This window comes from Streptomyces caelestis (assembly GCF_001279005.1).
GTDB classification, from domain to species: Bacteria; Actinomycetota; Actinomycetes; order Streptomycetales; family Streptomycetaceae; genus Streptomyces; species Streptomyces heliomycini.
The window spans coordinates 321146-341943 of sequence record NZ_LGCN01000210.1 but is presented as its reverse complement, the minus strand read 5'-3'; the positions used below and the strand labels follow the sequence as shown (position 1 = coordinate 341943).

Sequence of the window (20798 nt, the reverse complement as noted above, 5' to 3'; positions counted from 1 at the left end):
CGGGGCCTGCGGCGGCTGGCCGTAAGGCCCCGGCTGGCCGTACGGTCCGGGCTGCTGCGGCTGCCCGCCGTACGGGCCCGGCTGGTTGTAGCTCATTGCGGAGTTCCCCCTCCAGATGCTTATGCGTTGCTGACATCCTGACCCAGGAAGGATGCGTTCAGGCCGGCGGGGGTCGCACCGTTACAGAGAAACGCGTTTCGGGACAGGCTCGTGACGCCTCTAAACTGAGCCCCGTGACCGAGAACGCTCAGCAGGAGCCACCAGCGCCCACGACCGAACTGCCGACCCAGTACGCGCCGGCCGATGTAGAGGGGCCGCTGTACGAGCGCTGGGTGGAGCGCGGTTACTTCGAAGCGGACGCGGGGAGCGAGAAGCCTCCGTACACCGTCGTCATCCCGCCGCCGAACGTCACCGGCAGCCTGCACCTCGGGCACGCGTTCGAGCACACGCTGATCGACGCCCTCACCCGCCGCAAGCGCATGCAGGGCTTCGAGACGCTGTGGCAGCCCGGCATGGACCACGCCGGCATCGCCACGCAGAACGTCGTCGAGCGGGAACTCGCCAAGGAGGGCAAGTCCCGCCACGACCTCGGCCGCGAGGCGTTCATCGAGCGCGTCTGGCGGTGGAAGGGCGAGTCCGGCGGCCAGATCTCCGGTCAGATGCGCCGCCTCGGCGACGGCGTCGCCTGGTCGCGTGAGCGCTTCACCATGGACGAGGGCCTGTCCCAGGCCGTCCAGACCATCTTCAAGCGGCTCTACGACGACGAGCTGATCTACCGCGCCGAGCGCATCATCAACTGGTGCCCGCGCTGTCTGACCGCGATCTCCGACATCGAGGTCGACTACCAGGAGGACGACGGCGAGCTCGTCTCCATGAAGTACGGCGACGGGGACGACGCCATCGTCGTCGCCACGACCCGCGCCGAGACGATGCTCGGTGACACCGCCGTCGCCGTCCATCCCGAGGACGAGCGCTACAAGCACCTGGTCGGCACGCTCGTCAAGCTGCCGCTGACCGACCGCTCCATCCCGGTCGTCGCCGACGAGCACGTCGACCCCGAGTTCGGCACGGGCGCCGTCAAGGTGACCCCGGCGCACGACCCGAACGACTTCGAGATCGGCCGGCGCCACGGCCTGCCGTCCATCGCCGTGATGGACGAGCACGCGGTCATCACCGCCCACGGCCCCTTCCAGGGCCTGGACCGGCTCGAGGCCCGCTCCGCCATCGTCGCCGCGCTGCGCGCCGAGGGCCGGATCGTCGCCGAGAAGCGGCCGTACGTCCACTCGGTCGGCCACTGCTCGCGTTGCAAGACCACCATCGAGCCGCGGCTGTCCATGCAGTGGTGGGTCAAGGTCGGCCCGCTGGCGAAGGCGGCCGGTGACGCCGTCCGCGAGGGCAAGGTCAAGATCCATCCGCAGGAGATGGAGAAGCGGTACTTCGACTGGGTCGACAACCTCCACGACTGGTGCATCTCGCGGCAGTTGTGGTGGGGCCACCGCATCCCGGTCTGGTACGGGCCGAACGGCGAGGTCGTCTGCGTCGGACCGGACGAGGAGGCCCCGAGCGGCGAGGGCTGGCACCAGGACACCGACGTCCTCGACACCTGGTTCTCCTCGGGCCTGTGGCCGTTCTCCACGCTCGGCTGGCCCGAGCGGACCGAGTCGCTCGCGAAGTTCTATCCCAACTCCGTCCTGGTCACCGGCTACGACATCCTCTTCTTCTGGGTCGCCCGGATGATGATGTTCGGCCTGTACGCGATGGACGGCACCCCGCCGTTCCACACCATCGCCCTGCACGGCATGGTCCGCGACCAGTTCGGCAAGAAGATGTCGAAGTCCTTCGGCAACGCGGTCAACCCGCTGGACTGGATGGACACGTACGGGTCCGACGCCCTGCGCTTCACGCTCGCGCGCGGCGCCAACCCGGGCGTCGACGTGCCGATCGGCGAGGACTGGGTCCAGGGCTCGCGCAACTTCGCCAACAAGATCTGGAACGCGACGCGCTTCGCGATGATGAACGGTGCGACGGTCGAGGGTCCGCTGCCGGACGCGTCGAGGATGTCGCCGACCGACCGCTGGATCCTGTCCCGGCTGAACTCGGTCGTCGCCGAGGTCGACGCGTACTACGACGACTTCCAGTTCGCCAAGCTGTCGGACGCGCTGTTCCACTTCGCGTGGGACGAGGTCTTCGACTGGTACGTCGAGCTGTCCAAGACGACGTTCCAGGCGGGCGGGGAGCCGGCCGAGGTCAGCAAGCGGGTCCTCGGCGAGGTCCTCGACGTCACGCTGAAGCTCCTCCACCCGGTCGTCCCGTTCGTCACGGAGACGCTGTGGACGACGCTGACGGGGGGCGAGTCGGTCGTCATCGCCGACTGGCCGTCCGACAGCGGTTTCCGGGACGCGGACGCCGAGCGGGAGATCGGGACGCTCCAGTCGGTGATCACCGAGGTCCGCCGCTTCCGTGCCGACCAGGGGCTCCAGCCGGGCCAGCGGGTCCCGGCCCGCCTGACGCTCGACGGGACGGCGCTCGCCGCGCACGAGCCGGCCATCCGCCAGCTGCTGCGCCTCCAGCCGGAGGGGGAGTCCTTCACGGCCACGGCGACCCTGCCGGTCGCGGGTGTCGAGGTCGCGCTGGACCTGTCCGGTGTGATCGACGTGGCCGCCGAGCGCAAGCGCCTGGCCAAGGACCTCGCCGCCGCCGAGAAGGAGAAGTCCCAGGCGACGGCGAAGCTCGGCAACGAGGCGTTCCTGTCGAAGGCGCCGGACCACGTGGTCGACAAGATCCGCACCCGCCTGGCGAAGGCGGAGGAGGACATCACCCGAATCCAGTCCCAACTCGACCGCCTGCCCCCGGCGTAACCCCACCGCCGCTGCGGTCAGCCGCACCCGCACCGCTGCGGGCAGTCGTGCCTCCCCAGTGCCTCAAGGGCCTGGGAGTTACCCCCAGGGCGATGGGGGTACCTCCCGCTCATGGGGGTGTCCCCCCGCTCATGGGGGTCCCCCCGCTCGAGCGAAGCCGAGAGTGGGGGAGGAGTCGAGGGTGGGGGAGGGTGGGCGCCGGGGGAGGCACTCCGCAGGCGCGGGTGAGTGAAGCGCCGTGACGGCGACCGAAGGCTCCTGGAACCACATGGCTCCGGGAGCCTTCGGCCGTCCGGGGGCGGTTGGCGCCGCTCGGCTTCGACGAGGTGCCGCCCCCGGCGGAGGCACCCCCAGCGGCACGACCGCCCGCGGGCTGTGGCGGCACGAGGGGCGCGGGCCGGGATACGTAGACTGGTCTGCGTGAGTGAGCTCCCCCCGAACGACAGCGGCTCCTTCGACGAGATCGTCGAGGCCGAGACCGACCGCGACCCCGACCTCGCGGTGATCGAGGCCGGCAGCCGCACCCTGCGCACGCAGGGCGGCCCGCCCCAGGCGGACGTGCCCGCCCGCCCCGAGGACCCCGAGGTCGACAAGGCCCTGCGCGAGGTCGAGGCGGAGCTCGCCACCCGCTGGGGCGAGACCAAGCTGGAGCCCTCGGTCGCCCGCATCGCCGCGCTGATGGACGTCCTGGGCGAGCCGCAGCGCTCGTACCCCTCGATCCACATCACCGGCACCAACGGCAAGACCTCCACCGCCCGCATGATCGAGGCCCTGCTCGGCGCCTTCGAGCTGCGCACCGGCCGTTACACCTCCCCGCACGTCCAGTCGATCACCGAGCGGATCAGCCTCGACGGGGCCCCGGTCCCCGCCGAGCGGTTCGTCGAGACGTACCAGGACGTCAAGCCGTACGTCGAGATGGTCGACGCCCGGCAGGAGTACCGGCTGTCCTTCTTCGAGGTGCTCACCGGCATGGCGTACGCCGCCTTCGCCGACGCCCCCGTGGACGTGGCGGTCGTCGAGGTCGGCATGGGCGGCAGCTGGGACGCGACGAACGTGATCGACGCCGGCGTCGCCGTGGTGACGCCGATCGACCTCGACCACACCGACCGGCTCGGCACCACGCCCGCCGAGATCGCCGCCGAGAAGTCCGGCATCGTCAAGCGGGACGCGACGGTGATCATGGCGCAGCAGCCGGTGGACGCCGCTCAGGTGCTGCTGAAGAAGGCCGTCGAGGTGGACGCGACGGTGGCCCGGGAGGGCCTGGAGTTCGGGGTCGTGGCCCGGCAGGTCGCCGTCGGCGGCCAGTTGGTGACGCTGCGCGGACTCGGCGGCGAGTACCCCGAGGTGTACCTCCCGCTGCACGGCGAACACCAGGCCCACAACGCGGCCGTGGCGCTCGCCGCGGTGGAGGCGTTCTTCGGCGTCGGCGCCCAGCACGCCCAGCCGCTCGACATCGACACCGTGCGCAAGGCGTTCGCCGCCGTCGCCTCCCCGGGCCGGCTGGAGGTCGTACGGCGTTCGCCGACCGTCGTCCTGGACGCCGCCCACAACCCGGCGGGCGCGCGGGCGGTGGCCGCGGCGATCGGGGAGGCGTTCCAGTTCAGCCGGCTCATCGGTGTGGTCGGCGCGAGCGGCGACAAGAACGTGCGCGGACTGCTGGAGGCGTTCGAGCCGGTCTTCGCCGAGGTCGTCGTCACCCGGAACACCAGCCACCGCGCGATGGACGCCGACGAGCTGGCGGCGATCGCCGTCGAGGTGTTCGGCGAGGACCGCGTCCAGGTCGAGCCGCGGCTGCCGGACGCCCTGGAGGCGGCGATCACGCTGGCCGAGGAGGAGGGCGAGTTCGCGGGCGGCGGTGTGCTCGTCACCGGTTCCGTCATCACCGTCGGCGAGGCCCGACTGCTCCTGGGGAAGGGCTGAGATCCCGTGCGTACGCTCTGTGCCTCGACCCTGATCGGCGAGTTCTTCATCATCGGTTTCGCCGGGCTGGTCGCGATGAAGGACGCGGACCTGTCCACCGGCACGGTGTGGACGGTCTGCGGCATCGCGATGTTCCTGTGCGTGGCCCTGTGCGGGATGATCACGCGGCCCGGCGGGGTGGTTCTCGGCTGGGCGCTGCAGGTCGCCCTCGTCCTCTCCGGCGTCTTCGTCCCGATGATGTTCTTCATGGGGGCGCTCTTCGCGCTGCTGTGGTGGGCGTCGGTGCACTTCGGGCGAAAGGTGGACGAAGCGAAGGCCCGTTTCGCCGCGCAGCCGGAGCAGCCTGACGCTGCGTGACGGATGTCCCGACACGCCCGGTAATCTCGTGTCCCCGCACCACTTCACGCACAAGGAGCTCCGTCGTGACCCAGCGCACCCTCGTCCTGCTCAAGCCCGACGCCGTACGTCGTGGCCTGACCGGCGAGATCATCAGCCGTATCGAGCGCAAGGCCGGCTGGCAGATCACCGCGCTGGAGCTGCGCGCCCTGGACCAGGACACGCTGGAGCAGCACTACGGCGAGCACAAGGGCAAGCCGTTCTACGAGCCGCTGGTGGAGTTCATGGCCTCAGGCCCGGTCGTGGCGATGATCGTCGAGGGTGAGCGGGTCATCGAGGGGGTACGCCAACTGGCGGGTCCCACGGACCCGATCGCCGCCGCGCCGGGGTCGATCCGCGGCGACTTCGGTGTGATCGTCCGGGAGAACCTGATCCACGCCTCCGACTCCGAGGAGTCCGCCGAGCGCGAGGTGAAGATCTTCTTCCCGGGTCGCGCGTAACGTCACGCATAACGATCACGTCGCGGCCGCGTTCGGCGCGTTTGGCCGTCTGTCGGGCGGTCTGGGGGCTTTGCCCCCGGACCCTTTTCCGGCATATGCGCGGCGTTCGGGGGAACGGATGCCCCCGATGGACCGTCTCCACAAGCAGGGGGGGACGCCATCTGATGACAATGGCGAAGACCCTCGCGCGGTGCTCGCGAAGGCGCGTCTACGATGGAAGCATTCACGTCACCGCACCCACCTCGCCGACCTGAAAAGCCCTCAAAAGCTCGTGGGAAGGCCAGACGAATCCTGATGGGGAACTCAATGTCGTTCATCGGCCGTGACATGGCTGTCGACCTCGGGACCGCCAACACGCTGGTGTACGTCAGGGGTCGCGGGATCGTACTCAACGAGCCGTCCGTCGTCGCGATCAACACCAACACCGGCGGCATCCTCGCGGTCGGTTCCGAGGCGAAGAAGATGATCGGGCGCACGCCCGGCAACATCGTCGCCGTGCGTCCGCTGAAGGACGGTGTCATCGCCGACTTCGAGATCACCGAGCGGATGCTCCGCTACTTCATCCTGAAGATCCACAAGCGGCGGTACCTGGCTCGTCCGCGGGTCGTCGTCTGTGTGCCCTCGGGCATCACCGGCGTCGAGCGCCGCGCCGTCATCGAGGCGTCGTCCCAGGCCGGCGCCCGCCAGGTGCACATCATCGAGGAGCCCATGGCCGCCGCCATCGGCTCCGGACTGCCGGTCCACGAGGCCACCGGCAACATGGTGGTGGACATCGGCGGCGGCACCACGGAGGTCGCGGTCATCTCCCTCGGCGGCATCGTCACCGCCCAGTCCATCCGCGTCGCGGGCGACGAGCTGGACAACGCGATCATCCAGCACATCAAGAAGGAGTACTCCCTCCTGCTGGGTGAGCGGTCGGCCGAACAGATCAAGATCACGATCGGCTCGGCGTACGACCTGGACACCGACGAGCACACCGAGATCCGCGGCCGGGACCTCGTCTCCGGACTGCCGAAGACCGTGGTGATCTCCGCCACCGAAGTGCGCAAGGCGATCGAGGAGCCGGTCAACGCCATCGTGGACGCGGTCAAGACGACCCTCGACAAGTGCCCGCCGGAGCTGTCGGGCGACATCATGGACCGGGGGATCGTGCTGACCGGCGGCGGAGCCCTGCTGCGCGGCCTCGACGAGCGGCTGCGCCGGGAGACGGGCATGCCGATCCACATCGCCGAGGACCCGCTGGACAGCGTGGCGCTCGGCTCCGGCAAGTGCGTCGAGGAGTTCGAGGCGCTTCAGCAGGTGCTCGACGCCCAGCCGCGCAGATGACGCGACGCTTCGGTTCCGCCGTACGGGATGATCGCCCTCCGTACGGCGGATCGTTGATATAGAGGCATAATCTCCCCACGGTGCCTCGAAAAACTGTTCGAAGCACCGTCACCACACCTGAACAGACCCCCACCTCATACCCGTTCTCGACGAGGAAGGCACGGCCGCCGCACGTGAGGGACACACGAGAGAGCCGGCTGCTCCTGGTGCTGCTGATCGCCATCGCGTTCGCACTGATCACGGTGGACATCCGCGGCGGGGAGGATTCACCGGTCGACGGTGCCCGACAGGCCGCGGCGACCGTCTTCGGCCCGATCGAGAACGGTGTGTCCGGCGCGGTCGACCCGATCGGCAACGCCGTCTCCGCCGTCCGCGAGTCCGGCGACCGGCACGACCGGCTCGCCGAGCTGGAGCGGGAGAACACCGCGCTCAAGGCCGAACTCGGCAGCGACGACCGCAACCGCAGCCGCCTCAAGCAGCTCGACGAACTGCTGAAGATCTCCGGCCGGGGCCAGTACGGCATCAAGGGCGCCCAGGTCATCGCCATAGGAGCGGCCCAGGGCTTCTCCTGGACCATCACCATCGACGCCGGAGCCGACGACGGCATCGAGCGCGACATGACCGTCCTCAACCACGACGGACTCGTCGGCCGCGTCACCACCGTCGGCCCCGACACCGCCACCGTGCTGCTCGCCACCGACCCCGACTTCACCGTCGGCACCCGCATGGAGGCCGCCGACGAGCTCGGCTTCGCCTCCGGCCAGGGCGACCGCCCGCTGCGCGTCGAACTCCTCAACGGCAAGGCCGAGATCAAGAAGGGCGACCGTCTGGTCACCTTCGGCTCCCAGGCCGACAAGCCGTTCGTGCCCGGCGTTCCCGTCGGCGTCGTCTCCCGCGTCGACCCCTCCGGCGGCGGCCTCACCCGCACCCTCTCCGTCACGCCGTTCGTCAGCTTCAGCAAACTCGACGTGGTCGGCGTCGTCGTCCAGGCCCCCGAGAAGGACCCGCGCGACACGGTGCTGCCCAAGAAGCCGAAGCCGACCCCCACGCCGACCGTGACGGTGACCGTCACGCCCTCCGCCTCTGCCGACGGCCCGAACCAGCAAGAGCAGTAGGAGCTGTCACCCCATGCGCGTCAACCGGATCCTGCTCTCCAGCTCGCTGATCGTCGTCGCCCTGGTGATCCAGGTGAGTGTCCTCGCCCGGCTCCACCTCCCGGGCGCCGTCCCCGACCTGCTGCTGCTCACCGTCCTGGGCCTCGCCCTGGTCTACGGCCACGTCGGCGGCGCCCTCGTCGGCTTCACCGCCGGACTCCTCGCCGACCTCGCCCCGCCCGCCGACCACGCCGCCGGACGCTACGCCCTCGTGCTGTGCGTCATCGGCTACCTCGCCGGACTCGTCAAACCCGAGAGCGGCCAGGTGAAGTCGGCCACCGGCCCGATGGTCGTGGTCGTCGCCGCCGCCGTCGGCTCCACCCTGCTCTACGCCGGTGTCGGCGCCCTCGTCGGCGACACCGCCGCCCGCCATGTCGGCCTGAGCGGGCTGCTGTTCACCGCCGCCCTGTACGACCTGCTGCTCGCGCCGTTCGTCGTCCCCGGCGTCATGGCCCTGGCCCGGCGCGCCGAGAACGACCCGCTCGCCGAGACCAGCCCCGCCAAGTCCGGCGACGTCGCCTCCGGCTGGCTCTCCGGCGGCACCGGACTGCGCATCGACGGGCAGCGGGGCGGACTGCGGGCCAAGGCGGCCCGTGCCCGGGTGGCCCGCGCCGGACGCATCAAGGGGGTCAAGCGCCTGTGACCTCGCCCAACTTCACCGGAACGAGTGAACGACGACGGAACGCGGGCCCACGGCCCGGCCGTTCACCACTCGTACCCGTACCCGCGTACGCGTTCTGAGAGAGGAGGAAACCGCGTGACCAACATCCCCGAGACCGGCCGCAGCCCGCGGGTCCAGATCCGGCTCGTCGTCATCCAGGTCCTCGTCATCTCCCTCCTCGGCACCCTCGGCGGGCGCCTGTGGTACCTCCAGATCCGCGAGGGCGACCAGTACGCCAAGGAGGCCTCCGGCAACCACGTCCAGCAGGTCGTCCAGCCCGCGGTCCGCGGCTCCATCCTGGACGCCCGCGGAGTACCCCTCGCCGACAACGAGACCCGCCTGGTCGTCTCCGCCTCCCGCACCGACCTGCTGAAGATGAAGGACGACGGCAGGGCGGTCCTCACCAAACTCGCCGGCGTCCTCGGCATGGACGCCGAGGAGGTCCTCCGGAAGGTCCGCCTCTGCGACGCCGAGACCCCCCAGCCCTGCTGGAACGGCTCGCCGTACCAGCCCATCCCCATCACCGACGAGGCCACCGCCAAACAGGCCCTGCAGATCCGCGAGCGCGCCGAGGACTTCCCCGGCATCACCGCCGAGCCGCAGGCCCTGCGCCGCTACCCGAGCCCCGGCAAGGCCAACACCGCCCAGGTCCTCGGTTACCTCTCGCCCGTCACCGACGAGGAGATCACCAAGGCCCAGGACACCAGCTCGCCCTACCTGCGCTCCGACATGGTCGGCCGCTCCGGCCTGGAACGCCAGTACGACAAGCAGCTGCGCGGCAAGGCCGGCGTCACCCGCTACGAGGTCGACAACCTCGGCCGCGTCATCGGCGAGGCCGAGGCCGACCCCGCCGAGCCCGGCGCCAACCTCGTCACCAGCATCGACTCCCGCGTCCAGCGCATCGCCGAGTACGAGCTGAACGAGGCGATGAAGGAAGCCCGCAAGCAGCACGACCACAACACCAACCGCAACTACGAGGCCGACTCCGGCGCCGTCGTGGTCATGGAGGCCAGGACCGGCCGCGTCGTCGCCATGGCCTCCAACCCGACCTACGACCCCAACGCCTGGGTCGGCGGCATCTCCGCCAAGGACTACGCCGCCCTCACCGGCAAGAAGTCCAACTACCCGCTGCTCAACCGCGCCATCCAGGGCCAGTCGGCCCCCGGCTCCATCTTCAAGGTCATCCCCACGGCCGCCGCCATCAAGGCCGGCTACTCCTTCGAAGGCCCCTACAACTGCTCCAGCTCGTACTCCATCGGCGGACAGGTCTTCAAGAACTTCGAGTCCCAGAACCACGGCCCGATCAGCCTCGGCCGCGCCCTGGAGGTGTCCTGCGACACCGTCTTCTACGCCCTCTCCCACGAGGAGTGGAAGCGCGACGGCGGCAACAAGCCGAAGAAGGACGCCGCCGACTGGTTCTACAAGACGGCCCACCAGTTCGGCCTCGGCGCCGAGACCGGCATCGACCTGCCCAACGAGGTCACCGGCCGCGTCCCCGACCGCCAGTGGAAGCTCGACTACTGGACGGCCAACAAGGACGCCTGGTGCAAGTACGGGAAGAAGGACGGCACCTACGCCGAGAAGATCGCCTACGAGAACTGCCTCGAAGGCAACCGGCTGCGCGCGGGTGACTCCGTCAACTACTCCATCGGCCAGGGCGACACGCTCGTCACCCCCATCCAGATGGCCACCATCTACGCGGCCCTCGCCAACGGCGGCACCCTCTACGACCCCACCGTCGGCAAGGCCGTCATCAGCCCCGACGGCAAGACGGTCACGGAGATCGAGCCCCAGCCGCACGGCAAGCTGCCGATGACGAAGAAGACGCTCAGCCAGATAGACGAAGCCCTCGAAGGAGTCGCCACCCGCGGTACGGCCGCGTGGCGATTCGGGGGCTGGCCACAGGACGAGATCCCGATGCACGCCAAGACCGGTACCGCCGAGGTCCACGGCAAGCAGACCACCTCGTGGTTCGCCACGTACACCAAGGACTACTCGATCGTCATGACGATCTCCCAGGGCGGTACGGGCTCCGGCGCCTCGGGCCCCGCCGTGCGCAACATCTACAACGCCCTGTACGGCGTCTCCGAGGACGGCGGGATCGACAAGAAGAAGGCGCTGCTGCCCACGCCGCAGAAGAACCTTCCCAAGGTCCGCACGGACGGCACCATCACCTCCCCGAAGATCTCCAAGGACGCCGCCAAGGACCGGGCGACCCCCTCGCCCGACGCACAGGCCACCACCCCGCAGGGCGACCCGGCCGACCCGCAGCAGACCGGCACGGTCCCCTCACCGGAGAACACCAACCGCGACACCCGCCGCCGCGAGCGACGGCGGGGCGGCGGCGGACCACGACGCGGCGACGGACACCCCCGCCGCCGCGCACGCCACCGGTGCGGCCGCAGCGGAGCACGGAGGACGACGTCATGACCGGCGGCGTCAACAGCTTCCAGGTCTCCGGATACGGACCGGAGCGGGCCGGCTGGACACGGGTCTTCGCCCGCGACTCCCTGGCCCGCCGCCTCGACTGGCCGATACTGTTCTCGGCGCTCGCCCTGTCCCTGCTGGGCTCGCTCCTGGTCTACTCGGCCACCCGCAACCGCACCGAGCTCAACCAGGGCGACCCCTACTACTTCCTGGTCCGGCACTGGCTCAACACCGGCATCGGACTCGCCATGATGATCGGCGTCCTCTGGCTCGGCCACCGCGCCCTGCGCACGGCCGTGCCCCTGCTGTACGGCGCCTCCGTCTTCCTGATCCTGCTGGTGCTCACCCCGCTGGGCTCCACCATCAACGGCGCCCACTCCTGGATCAAGCTCCCCGGCGGCTTCTCCCTCCAGCCCTCCGAGTTCGTGAAGATCACGATCATCCTGGGCATGGCGATGCTGCTCGCCGCCCGCGTCGACGCCGGCGACAAGCCGTACCCCGATCACCGCACGGTCCTCCAGGCCCTCGGGCTGGCCGTCGTCCCCATGCTGATCGTGATGCTCATGCCCGACCTCGGGTCGGTCATGGTCATGGTCATCATCGTGCTCGGCGTGCTGCTCGCCTCCGGCGCCTCCAACCGCTGGACCTTCGGCCTGCTCGGCGCCGGAGCGATCGGCGCGGTCACCGTCTGGCAGCTCGGCATCCTCGACGAGTACCAGATCAACCGCTTCGCCGCCTTCGCCAACCCCGAGCTCGACCCCGCCGGCGTCGGCTACAACACCAACCAGGCCCGCATCGCCATCGGCTCCGGCGGACTCACCGGCTCCGGCCTCTTCCAGGGCTCACAGACCACCGGCCAGTTCGTCCCCGAACAACAGACCGACTTCGTCTTCACCGTCGCCGGCGAGGAACTCGGCTTCGTCGGCGGCGCACTGATCATCGGCCTGCTCGGCATCATCCTCTGGCGCGCCTGCCGCATCGCCCGCGACACCACCGACCTGTACGGCACGACCGTCGCCGCCGGCATCGTCGCCTGGTTCGCCTTCCAGGCCTTCGAGAACATCGGCATGACCCTCGGCATCATGCCCGTCACCGGCCTGCCCCTGCCGTTCGTCTCCTACGGCGGCTCCTCCATGTTCGCCGTCTGGCTCGCCGTGGGCCTGCTGCAGTCCATCCGGATACAACGGCCGATGTCCGCGTGAACCGTCACGGACGCGGAGCGGCGGTCCACCACCGCTCCGCACCCGTGACGACTAGATTCACCCATGACGGATAGATACACCTCATGGCGGACACCAAGCGCGAGATCGAGCGAAAGTACGAGTCCGACGACAGCGGACCGCCCGACCTGACGCGCGTCCCCGGCGTGGCGACCGTCCTCGACAAGGGCGTCACCCACCTGGACGCCACCTACCACGACACCGCCGACCAACGCCTCGCAGCGTCCTCCGTCACCCTGCGCCGCCGCACCGGCGGCTCCGACGCCGGCTGGCACCTGAAGTTCCCCGTCGCCCCCGGAGTGCGCGACGAGATCCGCGCCCCGCTCTCCGACACCCTCCCGGACGAACTCGCCGCCCTCGTCCGCTCCCGCGTCCGCGGCAACGCACTGCTGCCCGTCGTCCGGCTGCGCTCCGACCGCGACGTACGCCACCTCGTGGACGCCGACGGCCGACTGCTCGCCGAAGTCAGCGTCGACACCGTCCACGCCGAACGCCTCACCGGCGACGGCGGCACCGCCCGGTGGACCGAGATCGAGGTCGAGCTCGCCGACGACGGCGACCCCGCCTTCCTCGACAAGGTGGAGAAACGCCTGCGCAAGGCCGGCGTACGCCCCTCGAAGTCCACCTCCAAACTCGCCAGGGCACTGGCCGACACGGCACCGGACACCGCCACGACCGCCGCGACGACGGCCGCACCCGCCACCGCACCGGAAGCCGCCCCGCGGCGGAAACGCCGGTCGAGGGCGGTCGGGAAACCCGTCACCGCCGGCGACCACGTCCTCGCCTACCTCCGCGCCCAGCGCGACGCCCTCGTCGAGCTCGACCCCGCCGTACGCCAGGACGTCCCCGACGCCGTGCACCGCATGCGAGTCGCCACCCGCCGCCTGCGCAGCACCTTCCGCTCCTTCCGCACCGTCCTCGACCGCGAGGCGACCGACCCCATCGGCGACGACCTCAAGTGGCTGGCCGCCGAACTGGGCCTGGACCGCGACCAGGAAGTGCTCGCCGAACGCCTCCGGTCCTCCCTCGACGGCCTGCCCGACGCCCTCGTCGCCGGCCCCGTCGGCCACCGCCTCACCACCTGGGCCGAGGCCCGCCACACCGGAGCCCACGGCCGCCTCACCGGCATCCTCGACTCCCGCCGCCACCTCGACCTCCTCGACGCCCTGGACGCCCTGCTCACCGACCCGCCCCTGCGCGAGAAGGCCCGAGCCGCACCGGAGAAGGTCCTCACCAAGGCCGTCCGCAAGGACCTCGACAAGCTGACCGGCCTCGTCACCCGCGCCCTGGACCTCCCGCCCGGCACCGACCGCGACGTCGCCCTGCACGAGGCCCGCAAGAAGACCAAGCGCACCCGCTACGCCGCCGAGGCCGCCGCCCCCGCGCTCGGCCGGCCGGCGGACGACCTCGTCAAGGCCATGAAGTCGCTCCAGGACCTGTTCGGCGACCACCAGGACAGCGTCATGGCCCGCAAGACCCTCCGCGAACTCGCCGCCGTCGCCCACGCCGCGGGCGAGAGCGCCTTCACCTACGGCGTCCTCCACGCCCGCGAGGAACGCCGCGCGGAACTCGCCGAGGCCGCCCTCCCCGGAGCCTGGAAGTCGGTCACCAAGGACCTCCGGCCCTGGACGACGTAGGGAGTACCCCTCCGGCCGCGTTACGCTGAATGGTCACCCCACTCAGCACACAAAGGTTCGCGAGATGCCTGCCGAAGCCGCCGAGTCTGTCTTCCCGCAGCTCGAAGCTCTGCTCCCGCATGTGCAGAAGCCGATCCAGTACGTCGGCGGAGAGCTCAACTCCACGGTCAAGCCGTGGGACAGCTGCGACGTCCGCTGGGCGCTCATGTACCCCGACGCCTACGAGGTCGGACTGCCCAACCAGGGCGTCATGATCCTCTACGAGGTCCTCAACGAACAGGACGGCGTCCTCGCCGAGCGCACCTACAGCGTCTGGCCGGACCTCGAGGCGCTGATGCGGGAGCACCACGTCCCCCAGTTCACGGTCGACAGCCACCGCCCGGTGAAGGCCTTCGACGTGTTCGGCCTGAGCTTCTCCACCGAGCTCGGCTACACCAACATGCTCACCGCCCTGGACCTGGCCGGCATCCCGCTGGAGGCCAGGGACCGCGGCCTCGACGACCCGATCGTCATGGCCGGCGGCCACGCCGCCTTCAACCCCGAGCCGATCGCCGACTTCATCGACTGCGCGGTCATCGGCGACGGCGAGCAGGCCGTCCTGGAGGTCACGCGGATCGTCCGCGCCTGGAAGGAGGAGGGCCGCCCCGGCGGCCGCGAGGAACTCCTCCTGCGCCTGGCGAAGACCGGCGGCGTGTACGTCCCCGGCTTCTACGACGTCGAGTACCTCCCCGACGGCCGCATCGCCCGCACCGTACCGAACAGGTCGGGCGTCCCGTGGCGCGTCTCCAAGCACACGGTGATGGACCTCGACGAGTGGCCCTACCCCAAGCAGCCCCTCGTCCCGCTCGCGGAGACCGTCCACGAGCGCATGTCCGTGGAGATCTTCCGCGGCTGCACCCGGGGCTGCCGCTTCTGCCAGGCCGGCATGATCACCCGCCCGGTCCGGGAGCGCTCGATCACCGGCATCGGCGAGATGGTCGACAAGGGCCTGAAGGCCACGGGCTTCGAAGAGGTCGGCCTGCTCTCCCTCTCCTCCGCGGACCACTCGGAGATCGGCGACATCGCCAAGGGCCTCGCCGACCGCTACGAAGAGGACAAGATCGGCCTCTCCCTCCCCTCCACCCGCGTCGACGCCTTCAACATCGACCTGGCGAACGAGCTGACCCGCAACGGCCGCCGCTCGGGCCTCACCTTCGCCCCGGAGGGCGGCTCGGAGCGCATCCGCAAGGTCATCAACAAGATGGTCTCGGAGGACGACCTCATCCGGACCGTCGCCACGGCCTACGGCAACGGCTGGCGCCAGGTGAAGCTGTACTTCATGTGCGGCCTGCCCACCGAGACCGACGACGACGTCCTCCAGATCGCCGACATGGCCACCCGCGTGATCGCCAAGGGCCGGGAGGTCTCCGGCTCCAACGACATCCGCTGCACGGTCTCCATCGGCGGCTTCGTCCCCAAGCCGCACACCCCGTTCCAGTGGGCCCCGCAGCTCTCCGCCGAGCAGACGGACGAGCGCCTCGCCAAGCTCCGCGACAAGATCCGCGGCGACAAGAAGTACGGCCGTTCCATCGGCTTCCGCTACCACGACGGCAAGCCCGGCATCGTCGAGGGCCTGCTCTCGCGCGGTGACCGCCGCATCGGCGCGGTCATCCGCGCGGTCTACGAGGACGGCGGCCGCTTCGACGGCTGGCGCGAGCACTTCTCGTACGACCGCTGGATGGACTGCGCCGACAAGGCCCTCGCGCAGTTCGGCGTGGACGTCGACTGGTACACCACCCGCGAGCGCACCTACGAGGAGGTCCTCCCCTGGGACCACCTCGACTCCGGCCTCGACAAGGACTGGCTCTGGGAGGACTGGCAGGACGCCCTCGACGAGACGGAGGTCGAGGACTGCCGCTGGACCCCGTGCTTCGACTGCGGCGTATGTCCGCAGATGGACACGGCCATCCAGATCGGACCGACCGGCAAGAAGCTGCTGCCGCTGACGGTCAAGAACGCGGCGCCGGCGCCGAGCGGTCACGCCCACTGACGTGAGCGGGGCCTCGATCGGGTGATCGAGGCCCCGGAGGCGGGTGAGGGCGAGGCGGCCGCCGTGCCGTGCGCGGCCGAGGGGGCACGACCTCGCCCTGCCCGCCCGGGTGACCACACGGCCCTGTTTCGGGCCGCCTGGTCACGGACCTCCGGCACCTGTCTCAGGCGGTGCCCCTGGTGGTGACGACGTAGCAGCTGGCGTGGCCTCCGCTCTGTTCCCATTTCTCCTGCTGCGGCCACATGTACCAGTAGTCTCCGGCCCGGTCCGCCTCGGAGACCCATCGTCCGGGGGCGGTGCCGTAGGCGGCGCTGCAGGCGGCGGCGGCTTTCTCCCGGGCGGCCGCGCCGCCCGGGTAGGGGCCCGTGCCGAGTTTCCGCTGGGCGAAGATCCTGCCGTCGTGCGCACCCGAGCACGGCACGTCCACGACGGTGTCCACCATCCGCTGGCCCGTGCTGAAGTCGACGCAGCCACCGGGCTTCACCGAGTCGACGGAACGGACCGCCTCGTGGGCCGGTCGGACGGGTCCGTCGGGCTTCGCGGCGGGCTTCGGCACACCGTGTCCGGAGAGCCGGAGGTCGATGGTCAGGGAGGTCATGTCCTTGAACGCGCTGTCCTTCTTCCCCAGGCTCGTCGAGAGGTCCGCTCGCACGTGGGTGACGCGTCCCCGGCTGTCCACGGTGACGGTCGTCGGCAGCGGGGCGCTCTTGCCGGAGAGTCCGATGAAGGGAAGGGACAGCTCGCGAGCGAGGTCCTCGGGAAAGAGTTGCTCGGCGGCGCTGGTGGGCATGTCCGCCTGGTAGGTGCGCCGGGAGCCGTCGGTCCGCCGGGACGTCGCCTCCATGGCACCGAGTCCTTCGAGGAGGGTGCCGCCCACCGGTCCTTCGGTTCCGCGCAGGTGGTCGACGTTGTCGGTGCCGAGGTCCGGACCGGTGTCGCCCATCGTGTACTGGAGCCAGTACGCCGCCGACCCGGCGCGGTAGTGGATGTGTTGGAAGTCGACGAGGACGCGTGCCGAGGGGGTGGCGTTGCCCGTGCCCGGGGTGGCGCCCAGGAGCGTCTCCTTCGTTTCCCGGGGGAGCTTCTTCGACAGTCGCCATTCCGTGGTCGCCTCGCCCGTTCCCTTCGCGAAGTCCATCCGCCCGCTGACGGTCTGCACCGCCCGGCCCTTCTTCGACGCGAAGGTCATGGTCTGGACGAAGTCGGCGCCGCCCGCCTTCTGTGTCTGGCGCAGGGCGTGGAAGACCTGGAGGCCGATCTTCTGGTCGAAGACGGGGTGCTTGGTGACGGGGCGCTCGGCGGGGGTGTCCCGGTCGCCGGAGCAGGCGGTCAGGAGCAGGGATGCGAGGGTGAGCACCGCACCTGTACGGGTAAGGCGTCTGATCATGTCCGTAAGACCCGGCCGGGTCGTGGAGGGTTGTCCTCGCGCGGGTCACGGCTTGGCCGTCCTCGACGGGACGGAGGTCGAGGACGGCCGCCGGACGCCGTGCTTCGGCTGTGGGGCGGGTGGACCGGGCCGCGGGGAGTACGCGTTCCTCCGCGACCGTGTCCTGGAGGGGTTCGGTCGGTGCGACGCGGCCCCCGCCGTCGGCGGAGGCCGTTGGGAGGTCCCCTTCTTGCTGTCGGCGGCGCATCGGGTCGCGGGCGGCGTGGGGGTTCACGGGGTGTGCTGTCCGGGGTGCCGTGGGGATGGCGTGTCACGCGGGCAGGAGTGGGCCGGGGCCCGGAAACGTTCCTGTGCGCCGGGATCGGTGAGCGGTGCGGGGTGGTCCATGGTGGACCGCAGTCGGTGGCGGGGGGCAGCCCGGCGGGGCGGGCGGGTCAGGGTGATCTGGCGGACGAGTTGCTGGAAGCAGGCCAGGGCGGCCGCGCCCGGAAGGGCCGCGGCGGCCGTGTCGGTGACCGTCCGGGGGGCCTGGGCCACGCAGAGCGCGACGGCGACGGACGAGAAGAGGAGGACGACGAACCACGAGTGCAGGGCGCGCCGTTGGTGCAGTGCCGCGCGGAGGACGGACAACGAGCCCGCCAGCCAGGGGCCGTAGACCAGCACGGGCCACCAGGCCGAGGAACTGCCGCTGCTGTGGGCCGTGGTGACGAGGAGCAGGGGGTCGTAGGTGACGACGCCGCTGAGGACGCTGACCATCGACACGGTGACCGCGGTCAGGGCGGCGGTGGCGTAGCTGGCGAGGCGCAGTGCGTCGGGGCGTCGGCGCGGGGGTTTGCGGTGGCCGCGCGGTGCGGCGCGCAGGGGCGGCAGTTCCGCCGTGATCTCCTGGAGGTTGCCCAGGGGACTGCCGGCCGGGGGAGCGGTGACCGGGGTCTCCTCGCGGGGCTGCGGCATGGCGGCGCCGGAGGGTTCCTCGCTGCGGGCCTCCTGGAGCAGATAGGCGAGTTCCTCGGCCGGGTCCCAGTGCGGTACGGGTGATTCCATGGGTTCCGCGTAGACGAGAGGGTCGTAGCGTTCGTCATTCATGTCAGCCGGCCTCGCCGATCCGGTGGCAGGCGAGGTCGGGTTTCCATGAATTCCCCCCGTCGGACCTGATGAGCCCGGGCATGCGTGCCTTCGTCATATAGCGACTAACGGCGGCTGTTTCGCTGGGATGCGTGGCGAATGGGTGAACGCCCGTAGAGAAAATTGTTTTATATAAGTCGCGGAATTCTTATGTCCTATCGGCGTTCGGTGTATGAGATGAGCAATGTCTCGCAGGTGGGATCCGGGCGGGCCGCGCCCGCGTCTCCGTAGGCATGGATCTCGAGAAGCCGGCCCGTCCGCCCGCCGCCGCGCCCGCGGGCGAGGGGTGTCTCGTCGTGGCGGTCCGCCTCCCCGTGCGGGTCGTGGTGCTGGTGCTGGTCGTGCCGGTGCGGCTGGTGTGGGACGCGCTGGCCGTGGCCGGGCGGTTCCTGAACGACACGCTGCTGCGGCCGCTGGGGCGGGCGCTGCGGTGGGCGGGGCGGGCGGTGTTCGTGTGGCCGCTCGTGGGGCTGTGGCGGTATGTCCTCGTGCCGTTCGGCAAGGGACTGGCGTGGCTCGGGAAGGTGCTGGTGGTCCTTCCGGCCGTCGCGTTCCACCGCCATGTGCTGACTCCCCTCGGTCGTGGGGCCGCGTGGGTGTACGCGCGCGTGCTGACGCCGGTCGGTCACGTCCTCGCCGCGATCGGGGCCGGGGCGTGGGCGGGCGCGGTGTGGCTGGCGCGGTGTCTCGTCGTGGTGCCTTCGGCGTGGCTGTACCGGTGGGTCCTGGCCCCGGTGGGGCGGGCGGTCGTCCGGTGCGCGCGGGGCCTGGCGCGGCTGGTGGCGACGGCCGCCGCCGGGATCGGCACGGGGCTGTACTGGGTCGTCCGGATCCTGCTGGTGCTGCCCGCGCTCGCGGTGTGGCGCCGGGTGCTGGCGCCCGTGGGCCGGGTGCTCGCGGTCGTCGCGCGGGAGGCCGGGGAGGCCTTCGGGCATGCCTGGCGCGTCGCCGGGTACGTGTCCCTCACCGTCGGACGGTGGCTGGGGAGGCTCTTCCGGTGGGTGCTCGTGGAGCCGGTGCGATGGGTGTACCGGAGCGTGCTGACCCCGGTGGGGCACGTGGTGCGCGACGCGGTGCTGCGGCCCCTCGGGGACGCCGCCCGGCAGGCCCTCGCCGCCGCCCGCGCTTCGGCGCGGCGGGCACGCGCGGACCTCCGGCGGACGCTGTTCGGCGAACGGGCCGGTGCGGAGGGGGAACCGCAGCTCACGCACCGGCGGGAACCCGACGGCCCGCGGGCACGTACTCTTGGTGGTAGTACGACCGCTCTCACGAAGGACTGAACGACACTGGGCAAGCGACAGCCCGAAGGCCCGCCGCCCGCACCCGCGGTGCAGCGCATCCGACTGCGTTACACCAAGCGCGGCCGCCTCCGGTTCACCAGCCACCGTGACTTCCAGCGCGCCTTCGAGCGTGCGCTGCGCCGCGCCGAGGTGCCGATGGCGTACTCGGCGGGGTTCACACCGCACCCGAAGGTGTCGTACGCCAATGCCGCACCCACCGGCACGGGCAGTGAGGCGGAGTACCTGGAGATCGCGCTCACCGAGCCGCGTGATCCCGAGCGGCTCCGGGCCCTGCTCGACGAGTCGATGCCCGCCGGGCTCGACATCGTCGACGCGGTCGAGGCCCGCGCATCGGGTCTCGCCGACCGGCTGACGGCCTCCGTGTGGGAGCTGCGGCTGGACGGTGTCGGCCCCGAGGACGCCCGCCGTGCGGTGGACGCCTTCAACGCGGCCCCGGCCGTCGAGGTCCAGCGCCGGACCAAGAACGGCGTCCGCACCTTCGACGCCCGCTCGGCGGTCGTGATGCTGGAGAGCGCGGAAACGCACTCGTCGCCGCCCGACGCGGGCGCCGGCTCCACCGGGGCGGCTGACGCCGCGCTCCTTACTGGGCCGACCGACCACCCCTGTGCGATACTGCGGCTGGTTGTTCGGCACGTGACGCCTGCCGTACGACCCGACGACGTCCTGTCCGGTCTCCGCGCCGTGGCCGACCTGGCGCCGCCGGTCCCCGCAGCGGTGACCAGGCTGGCGCAGGGGCTGCTCGATGAAGAGACCGGCACGGTGACCGACCCGCTCGCGCCCGACCGCGAGGCAGCAGTGACCGAGCCGCAATCGGCCGGCGCCACTGCCGCCGCGACGGCGCCGGCGTAAGGAAGGTCCCGCGAAGGGACGGACGTCGTAAGCGCCGCCCACGAACTCGGGAGCCACCTGGGTCGGGC

General features: G+C 70.8%; 15 protein-coding genes. 13 read left to right on the top strand and 2 right to left on the bottom strand.

Annotated elements, in window-relative coordinates:
- Positions 1–233: 233 nt before the first annotated feature.
- The 11 genes from ADK41_RS24780 (at position 234) to ADK41_RS24730 (ending at position 16068) form a co-directional block, all read left to right on the top strand.
- A complete protein-coding gene (locus ADK41_RS24780) occupies positions 234–2858 on the top strand; it encodes a valine--tRNA ligase (RefSeq protein ID WP_030818440.1) in 2625 nt (874 codons plus the stop codon).
- A gap of 420 nt (positions 2859–3278) precedes the next feature.
- Positions 3279–4778, top strand: a complete 1500-nt coding sequence (gene folC, locus ADK41_RS24775) for a bifunctional tetrahydrofolate synthase/dihydrofolate synthase (RefSeq protein WP_030818438.1) — start codon at positions 3279–3281, stop codon at positions 4776–4778.
- Between the two features lie 6 nt (positions 4779–4784).
- Positions 4785–5135 (top strand): DUF4233 domain-containing protein, encoded by a 351-nt coding sequence (locus tag ADK41_RS24770; protein WP_030818436.1) that lies wholly within the window; start codon positions 4785–4787, stop codon positions 5133–5135.
- A gap of 65 nt (positions 5136–5200) precedes the next feature.
- Positions 5201–5614, top strand: a complete 414-nt coding sequence (gene ndk / locus ADK41_RS24765) for a nucleoside-diphosphate kinase (protein ID WP_030818434.1) — start codon at positions 5201–5203, stop codon at positions 5612–5614.
- Positions 5615–5920: 306 nt separating this feature from the next.
- Positions 5921–6940 carry a rod shape-determining protein gene (locus tag ADK41_RS24760; RefSeq protein ID WP_030818432.1) on the top strand — a complete coding sequence of 340 codons (1020 nt, stop codon included), beginning with the start codon at positions 5921–5923 and terminating at the stop codon, positions 6938–6940.
- Between the two features lie 173 nt (positions 6941–7113).
- Positions 7114–8055, top strand: coding sequence for a rod shape-determining protein MreC (gene mreC, locus ADK41_RS24755; protein WP_030818430.1), 942 nt, complete (start codon positions 7114–7116; stop codon positions 8053–8055).
- A gap of 13 nt (positions 8056–8068) precedes the next feature.
- Positions 8069–8737 (top strand): rod shape-determining protein MreD, encoded by a 669-nt coding sequence (gene mreD, locus ADK41_RS24750; RefSeq protein ID WP_030818428.1) that lies wholly within the window; start codon positions 8069–8071, stop codon positions 8735–8737.
- Positions 8738–8851: 114 nt separating this feature from the next.
- Positions 8852–11185, top strand: coding sequence for a penicillin-binding protein 2 (mrdA, locus tag ADK41_RS24745; protein ID WP_030818426.1), 2334 nt, complete (start codon positions 8852–8854; stop codon positions 11183–11185).
- Positions 11182–12384, top strand: coding sequence for a rod shape-determining protein RodA (rodA, locus tag ADK41_RS24740; protein WP_030818424.1), 1203 nt, complete (start codon positions 11182–11184; stop codon positions 12382–12384). Before mrdA ends, rodA begins: the two co-directional genes overlap by 4 nt.
- Before the next feature lie 83 nt (positions 12385–12467).
- On the top strand, positions 12468–14039 hold the full coding sequence (locus ADK41_RS24735; protein WP_030818422.1) for a CYTH and CHAD domain-containing protein: 1572 nt from the start codon (positions 12468–12470) through the stop codon (positions 14037–14039).
- Between the two features lie 64 nt (positions 14040–14103).
- Positions 14104–16068: a TIGR03960 family B12-binding radical SAM protein gene (locus tag ADK41_RS24730; protein ID WP_030818420.1), complete on the top strand. Its 1965-nt coding sequence runs from the start codon at positions 14104–14106 to the stop codon at positions 16066–16068.
- A 163-nt stretch (positions 16069–16231) separates the two neighbouring features.
- On the opposite strand, the gene ADK41_RS24725 is transcribed toward ADK41_RS24730, so the two are convergent.
- Together ADK41_RS24725 and ADK41_RS24720 are read right to left on the bottom strand one after the other, a co-directional pair.
- Positions 16232–17425 (bottom strand): hypothetical protein, encoded by a 1194-nt coding sequence (locus ADK41_RS24725; RefSeq protein WP_051842740.1) that lies wholly within the window; start codon positions 17423–17425, stop codon positions 16232–16234.
- A gap of 300 nt (positions 17426–17725) precedes the next feature.
- Entirely contained in the window at positions 17726–18541 is an 816-nt protein-coding gene (locus tag ADK41_RS24720; protein WP_051842738.1) for a hypothetical protein, read from the bottom strand.
- 272 nt (positions 18542–18813) lie between these two features.
- Here ADK41_RS24720 and ADK41_RS24715 point away from each other — a divergent pair, with 272 nt between their 5' ends.
- Both ADK41_RS24715 and ADK41_RS24710 read left to right on the top strand, forming a co-directional pair.
- Positions 18814–19860 (top strand): hypothetical protein, encoded by a 1047-nt coding sequence (locus tag ADK41_RS24715; protein ID WP_030818414.1) that lies wholly within the window; start codon positions 18814–18816, stop codon positions 19858–19860.
- Positions 19861–19908: 48 nt separating this feature from the next.
- Positions 19909–20730 carry a TIGR03936 family radical SAM-associated protein gene (locus ADK41_RS24710; RefSeq protein ID WP_030818412.1) on the top strand — a complete coding sequence of 274 codons (822 nt, stop codon included), beginning with the start codon at positions 19909–19911 and terminating at the stop codon, positions 20728–20730.
- The last annotated feature ends 68 nt before the right edge of the window (positions 20731–20798 follow it).